Below are 7,194 nucleotides of genomic sequence, written 5' to 3' on the forward strand. Positions count from 1 at the left end.
TTAAACGTTCAACTCCTTATTGTGAGAACTGCGCTTCGCAAGAATGTGATCAGCGATAAGTTTACCATGCCCACGACCTGTCTCAATAAATACTTCATTCGCATTACGGCCTGAAGCGATTACTCCAGCAACATAAAGACCTGAAACATTACTTTCCATAGTTGAAGGATTAAATGCTGGCTTATCCATATCGTCATCCATAACTACGCCGGCAGAAGTGAGAAGCACCCGGCTAGGCCGGAAGCCAGTTAAAGCAAGGACGAAATCATTATCTATGGATTTTTTGTCTCCATTATGACTCGTAACAATAACCGAACTAGCCGTAATTTCAGTAACACGTGATTCCAGATGCAGAGTGATCTTACCCTTTTGTACCATCCCTTCAAAGATTGGCCGAACCCAAGGCTTAATATTCGAGGAAATGCTCTCACCACGATAGACCATATCGACTGTAGCTCCAACACGCATAAGCTCCAGTGCTGCATCTACCGCAGAATTACTGCCACCAATGACAGTAACTTTCATCCCTGTATATGGATGTGCTTCACCGAAATAGTGGGTAACTTTAGGAAGTTCTTCCCCTGGAATACCGATCATATTCGGTTGATCAAAATAACCTGTAGCGATAACGACATTTGCAGTGATACGTGTGTGATGCTCACCACGCATATTGGACGTATGTACAGCATAGGTTCCATCTTCCAGAGGCTCAATGGATAACGCTTCTTCGTAAGCGGCGATATCTAGACCATACTGCTTCGCAGCCCGGCGGTAATAGACAAGAGCTTCATGACGGTATGGTTTATCATTGGTCGAGGTGAAAGGAACGTCTCCGATTTCTAATAACTCAGCAGTACTGAAGAATTGCATATTTGTTGGATACAAAAAAATGGAGTGAACGATAAAGCTTTTTTCAATAATGAGACAGGACAGTCCTTGGCGCTGGCATTCGATAGCTGCCGAGAGGCCGCAAGGACCTGCACCGATAATAATTACATCTTTCATACAGTGGGTTACCTCCTGATTGTTACTATCTTTTCTTTAAATCCTACCCTAAATTCATTCATTTTGCCATAAGCATAAGATTAAACACAATAACCATTGCAAGCATAATGTAGATTGTTATATAATTAGATATATATCTAATGTGTTCCTGGCTTATGAAGGTGAAGGAGTGTGATTCCAATGCAGTTAGAAAAAATAGTGAACTATCATAAAGCTTTGGCTGACCCAACGCGTCTTCGTTTATTGTTGCTTCTGTCGCAAGGAGAAATGCACGGACAAGCGCTGGCTGAGAAATTGAATTTATCACACCCAACGGTAACTCATCATGCAGCGAAATTGCGTGAAGCAGCTCTAATAAAGGAACGGCGTGACAAAAATACAGTTTATTTTAAGTTGAATCCAGATTTCATTAGTAGTGGCGCTGAGGCTTCACTTCAGTTTATTTTTTCGAAAGGAGCGAGAAATATGGAAGAGAAATCACCTGAAAATAGTCTAAAGGAGTCTGTGCTGCGTAACTTTTTTTCGAAGGATGGGCGGCTTCGGCAGATCCCGGCACAATATAAGAAGAAACTGATCGCATTTCAGTACATGGTTGAGAAGCTAGAGCCAGGGGTAGTTTATAGTGAGAAGGAAATTAACGAGTTTATTAAGCAGTTCCATGAAGATTTTGCTACCATTCGGCGTGAATTTATTATGCATCAGTTTATGTATCGTGAGAATGATAAATATGAACTTAATCCCCAAGAAATTTGGACACGGTGGGAAGATGTCAAATAATGATCATAAAGTTGTTAACAATTTGTGCCGATTGGAAATATGCTGATTATGAGGGAGGAATTCGAATATAATAGAATTGTAAGCGTTAACAAAGATGGTTTTTCGAAAGGAGACTTGTCTTATGTTTTTCAAACGCGCAAAAAAACAACCCCAATCCGATCACGTCACCGTTACCTTAAATCAAGTCAAGCAGGCGATCAGACAGTTTGAAGAAGATATGCCTGCACTCATTAATAGAACAGCCTTAATCCTTGACGACAAAAGAATAGATTTGAGCCGACTACAACGATATTTAGGTGGGGTTCCAGACCAAAATTTCTATATGTCACGTGAGACGTATGAAGTTTTCGAGGAACAAGATAAGCTAGTTCCGTATTACCTTGATATGGTTCAGTCCGCTGTCGACAATTACATCAGTGATACAGGTCAGCTGCCACTTGTTGAAGATGCTTGGTTACCTGAAGTCCATTATCGATTGCTAGCCACAGAAAGCTATCTCAAAGAAACCCCTCCTTTCCCACTGTATATCACGGAAGAGGAAATGATGCTGACACATCGAGCGGAGCATTTTGAGTAAATGAATAAATCAAATATAATGCCTATAAAGACTGTTCGGTAGAAGGGGAGATAACTGTTCCTTTTTACAGAATGGTCTTTTCATTGTCTCCAAAGGCATAGTACAATAGATTTCTGTAAGTTAAATTTTTATAATCAACAGCATATAAGGGGAATCGCTTGATGAAAGAAGTACAAGCCATATTATTTGATTTGGATAATACTTTAATGGATCGTGACCATACATTTCGCAGTTTTAGTACTCAGTTTGTTCAGGATTTTCTAGGACATTTGGAAGCTGAAGAAGCACAGAAGGTAATAGAAGATATGATTCACAGAGATGCTGATGGATACCGTGATAAGGACGGATTCTTCGTAGAGCTAAGCGAGGTACTGCCTTGGGAAACGCCAGCTACGGCTGAACATATTCGTGCGTATTATGATGCAAGCTATATCAATCATGGTGCTACGATGAAGGATGCTGTGGATGTTCTGAAGTACTGCAAGGAGCGCGGTTATATACTTGGTCTGGTTACCAACGGCAAAGTAGATATCCAGAACACCAAAATTGATACCCTGGGCCTGCGAGAGTACTTCAAGGCTATTGTCATTTCTGGAGAAGTAGGAATCGCTAAACCCGATCCTAAGATTTATCAACTTGCATTAGACAGATTGGGAGTTACTGCGGATCAGACATTGTTTATTGGAGATCACCCGGTGAATGATATCTGGGGTGCGGGGAAAGCAGGGCTACAAGGCGTTTGGCTGCAAAGAAAACATGCCTGGGACGAGCAATTGGACATACAACCTTGGAAGATAATCTACGAGTTGAATGAGCTTAAGTCCATTTTGTAATTTTATCAAAATTTATAGTTGACATTATACGGCAGCGCCGTTTATGATAACAGCATCTTATTTCGGAAGGAGACGATGTTTTATGACAGTTTTAAATGTAATGAACTCAACTGTTGTGGATACGTGTCTTCCGGGAACAGCGGCTGCCGAATAAGTTATTCGTGCAGTTTAGCAGGTAAGCTCTATTACGCTTATTAGAGCCGCGGGAACCGTATTGGGTCCGGTGGCTTTTTTGCGTATATAGAATCGATAGGAATTGTAGTTAATTGACTATTTCTCTATATATCGCACGGGAAAATGAACTTATCCTAGTCTTTAGGATGAGAAATTTTTCTGATTATGTGTACACTTTTTGTCCTTTTCGTCCTAGAAGAGTTCATGAAGTGTGACCGCCGCCGGAGTCTTATATTCCGACGGCTTTTTGTGTTCTCGGAAAATGCTGGCAGTACATGGTGAATAAAGACAAAAACTTAAACAGATCTTTAGGAGGATTCAAATGACTAACATACAGCAATATGGTTGGAATGAAAATTGGAGTTCAAAATGGGATGAAAAGTGGAAAGAGACGGAGGATAAACGGCTTGTTCCCGGAAGAATTGTAGGCGATTTTGGCAGTAAGTATAGGGTGATGACTGATTCGGGAGAAACATGGGGTGAGCTATCAGGCAAGCTGAGACATACGTTTGTCGCTTCAGGTGATTTTCCAGCGATCGGCGACTGGGTGGCTCTTTCAATGCAAGATGGCGGCGAGCATGCGATTTTACATGGGATATTGCCTCGGCATAGTGTCATCTCACGCAAGGTAGCTGGTAACACACAAGAGGAGCAGATTGTTGCCTCGAATGTAGACACTTTATTTTTGGTCAGTGCTTTGAATGATGACTTTAATGTTCGGCGGATGGAGAGATACTTAATCATGGCTTGGAACAGCGGGGCCAATCCAGTCATTTTATTGACCAAAGCGGATCTTTGCCTAGATGCAGAGAGTAAAATCGCCGAAATGGAAAGCGCTGCTCCAGGTGTGCCAGTTCATGCGGTTAGTGCACTGCAAGATAATGGCCGTGAGAAACTGCTGCCTTACATCGGGAGTGGACAGACAGTAGCTCTAACGGGCTCATCAGGCTGCGGCAAATCAACGATGGTCAACTGGTTATGTGGAAAAAATCTACAGCTTACACAGGATGTAAGAGAAGGCGATAGCCGTGGACGCCATACTACTACCCACCGTGAACTGTTTATTATGCCGGACGGAGGAATCATAGTGGACACACCAGGGATGCGTGAGCTGCAGCTGTGGGAAGATGAGGGTGGATTAGATCTGGCGTTCAGTGATATTAGCAGCTTAGCTGCTGCATGCCGGTTTAGTAACTGTAGACATGAACGTGAGGAGGGTTGTGCGGTACTTGAAGCGGTTCAAACCGGTGAGCTGGAAGAGAAGAGACTGCTGAACTATCGAAAGACACAGCGGGAGCTGCTGTACCAAAGCACCAAAGAGGTGAAGCTCAAGAGAAAAACTGCAGCTTCTTCTAAAGTTAATTCGACAAGGACTAGAGGGTACGGTTGGCGTAAAGAACTAGATGAGTATTAGAAGAACTTTACAGACAGCGACGGGGACAAGAGTAGTGTACAAATAGGCTGGAAAGTCAAAAAAAGGGTGACCCTGAGCTCAGGGTCACCCTTTTATACTGAATACTATTCTAGGCTTGTATTAGAACGATGCAGCAGTTTCCTTAGCCAATTGTAATCCGTTCTCAATGATTTCAGCGGATTGTGCAGGAAGTTGGTTGTGACCTTCGATGATTACTTGAGTAATATCTTTGATACCCCAAAGGTTAAGGTTACCAACGATGAAGTTTACAGCCATTTCAGCACTTGCTGCAGGACCTTCGGAATAAATGCCACCTCTAGCGTTCAGAACGATTGCTTTTTTACCTGTCAAAAGACCAACTGGACCCTCAGCAGTGTAAGAGAATGTTTTGCCAGCTTGGCAAAGGTAATCGACATAAGTATGCAATACAGCTGGTACAGTCATGTTCCACAGTGGGAAACCGAATACTACTTTATCAGCAGCGATAAACTGTTCCAGATATTTATTAACTAGAGCAGCACCTGCTGCTTCTTCAGCTGTTAGCTCGTAACCTTGAGCAGACTTGTACATACCAGTGATCAAGGTATTGTCGTAGTAAGGAAGTTGCTCTGCGAACAGATCAAGTTCAGTGATTTCATCTTCTGGATTGTTGAGTTTGTAGTTCTCCAAGAATTCATTGTAAAGCTTAACACTTACGGATTGTTCTGCTGGACGGTTATTTGCTTTGATAAATAAAACATTAGACATTATGATTGCTCCCTTGGATGTGTGTATTTAATATTAACTATAAATAAGATAGCATGTATTCTTTTGTTTGTAAATTATTTTTTCGTAATTTTTAGTTTAAAAGTTAGAAATCCCGGTTAATAAACTTACAAGAAAACAGGAAAATATTCCCTATACACATAAGGATCTGAATGAATTAAAAGGAGCGATGGACATGTCCATTGATCGGTTTATCATTAAGAAATTGGATAGCTGTCACGAAGAGCATACACGCCAAAATTTAGTGAGACTCTTTAAACTTCGAATACAGAAAGCTGAAAAAGCAGAGAATAAGAACTATAAGATTAGCTGAAATTGCCCCATGCTCCTGTAATCATATTACTAAAGCTGCAAAACTTAAAAGGGGCTGCCCCATAAGTAGATATTCTACTAGCGGAGATAGTCTCTCTATCCTCTTAAAAGTTTAAAACGTCAACAGAGCAGCGAATCTCCTGTTATTGGAGAATCGCTGCTCTGCGTTTTTGGTCATTTGCAGCTTGTTTCTGTAAATTACGGGCAAGTGAAAGCCAACCGACCTCAAGCGTCACTTTTTCTATGCCGCGAAGCAGAAAACGCCGGAATCCCCGGTTGTTCTTCAGTTGTCCAAATACGCTTTCCGGTTCCGTCATTCGCCGTACGGCTAAATAGGTAACCTTCCTCGCTCCGTAGCATTTCTCGGGCCTGCTTATGGTACCGCAACCGCAACCGCTCTAGACTCACCATGACTTCCCGATTACCGGTTGCCTTCGTGTAGCGTTCTTTTAGCGGACACCCTTCACAGTTCTGGCTTCGGTAATGACGTTTCCGAATTTTGTATCCACTCTCTAAGATTTCTTTGCTTTCTTTGCGGAAATGTAGCGTTTGTCCAGCCGGGCATTTCCAGCTATCCTCGGCTTCGTCGTACGTCATTCGCTTTCCATGCTTTGCTCTTTTCCTTATGGTAGCTTCCGTATTTCACTACCGCCTGAATCTCTTTCTTTTCCAGGTAGGCGTAGTTTTCTTCACTGCCGTAGCCCGCATCCGCAATCACTGTCTTCGGAAGTTTCCCAAGGATCTGCCTTGTTTTCTCCATGTGTGGCTGTAAGCAGCGGGTATCGGTCCCAATTTGTACATTGTAACCCGGTTTAAGTTGACCATTTCGCATGTGGTCTTCTTTCATTCGCATAAATCTGAATCGGTCTTGCTGAAGCTATTTCGGTCACCAAGCAGCTTTTGGTACTGTTCGTACTTCAACAGCCGGGGAAGCAAATCCTTACGCAGCTTCCGAATAGCCTTTTTCAGAGGTTTGTTTTTCGGTGTTTCGACAAGCTGAGCTTCAAGTTTTTGCACAGCTTGTTCGAGTTTCACACTGCTTATTTTGGTACCCGTGCCGAGTTCAGCGAGGTCCTTGCCTTGGAACTCCTGCTCTTCCTGATGCTCTGCGGCTTCGATGGTCGCAAACAGGGTATGTACCTTTTCTTGGAGTTTGGCCTTGTGTTTGCTGACCGCTTTGCCCCACACAAATGTGTAGCGATTGGCGTTCGCCTCCATTTTGGTTCCGTCCAGAAAGTAATGCTCCAAAGAAACATATTTTTCGTCAGCCAGAAACTGAAGCACGGCGGTAAATACCGTCTCTAGGACGCTTTTCATCCGCTGGGAACGGAAGCGAT

Annotated in this window: 6 protein-coding genes and 1 pseudogene; 4 read left to right on the plus strand and 3 right to left on the minus strand. The window is 42.7% G+C overall.

Features of this window, described 5'->3' with window-relative positions; all coding sequences use genetic code 11:
* Entirely contained in the window at positions 1-1,005 is a 1,005-nt protein-coding gene (locus L1028_RS21355; protein ID WP_234539365.1) for a YpdA family putative bacillithiol disulfide reductase, read from the minus strand.
* Positions 1,006-1,185: 180 nt separating this feature from the next.
* On the opposite strand from L1028_RS21355, the gene L1028_RS21360 reads away from it, so the two are divergent.
* From L1028_RS21360 to rsgA, 4 genes are all read left to right on the plus strand, one after another.
* A complete protein-coding gene (locus tag L1028_RS21360; RefSeq protein WP_234539366.1) occupies positions 1,186-1,782 on the plus strand; it encodes a DUF2087 domain-containing protein in 597 nt (198 codons plus the stop codon).
* Between the two features lie 121 nt (positions 1,783-1,903).
* On the plus strand, positions 1,904-2,359 hold the full coding sequence (locus L1028_RS21365; protein ID WP_234539369.1) for a DUF3939 domain-containing protein: 456 nt from the start codon (positions 1,904-1,906) through the stop codon (positions 2,357-2,359).
* A gap of 161 nt (positions 2,360-2,520) precedes the next feature.
* On the plus strand, positions 2,521-3,192 hold the full coding sequence (locus tag L1028_RS21370; protein ID WP_234539371.1) for an HAD family hydrolase: 672 nt from the start codon (positions 2,521-2,523) through the stop codon (positions 3,190-3,192).
* 496 nt (positions 3,193-3,688) lie between these two features.
* Entirely contained in the window at positions 3,689-4,780 is a 1,092-nt protein-coding gene (gene rsgA / locus L1028_RS21375; protein WP_234539375.1) for a ribosome small subunit-dependent GTPase A, read from the plus strand.
* Between the two features lie 120 nt (positions 4,781-4,900).
* Here the strand turns inward: rsgA and L1028_RS21380 are convergent, their stop codons facing one another.
* On the minus strand, positions 4,901-5,527 hold the full coding sequence (locus L1028_RS21380) for an FMN-dependent NADH-azoreductase (protein WP_234539380.1): 627 nt from the start codon (positions 5,525-5,527) through the stop codon (positions 4,901-4,903).
* 473 nt (positions 5,528-6,000) lie between these two features.
* A pseudogene (locus L1028_RS31750) lies at positions 6,001-7,194 on the minus strand (transposase); the annotation flags it as partial.

The organism is Paenibacillus pseudetheri (assembly GCF_924513355.1).
GTDB classification, from domain to species: Bacteria; Bacillota; Bacilli; order Paenibacillales; family Paenibacillaceae; genus Paenibacillus_AQ; species Paenibacillus_AQ pseudetheri.

Bases quoted from the DNA above. Each gene is read 5' to 3' on its own strand.
- L1028_RS21355 (WP_234539365.1), bottom strand. From the start codon at position 1,005: ATGAAAGATGTAATTATTATCGGTGCAGGTCCTTGCGGCCTCTCGGCA.
- L1028_RS21360 (WP_234539366.1), top strand. From the start codon at position 1,186: ATGCAGTTAGAAAAAATAGTGAACTATCATAAAGCTTTGGCTGACCCA.
- L1028_RS21365 (WP_234539369.1), top strand. From the start codon at position 1,904: ATGTTTTTCAAACGCGCAAAAAAACAACCCCAATCCGATCACGTCACC.
- L1028_RS21370 (WP_234539371.1), top strand. From the start codon at position 2,521: ATGAAAGAAGTACAAGCCATATTATTTGATTTGGATAATACTTTAATG.
- rsgA (WP_234539375.1), top strand. From the start codon at position 3,689: ATGACTAACATACAGCAATATGGTTGGAATGAAAATTGGAGTTCAAAA.
- L1028_RS21380 (WP_234539380.1), bottom strand. From the start codon at position 5,527: ATGTCTAATGTTTTATTTATCAAAGCAAATAACCGTCCAGCAGAACAA.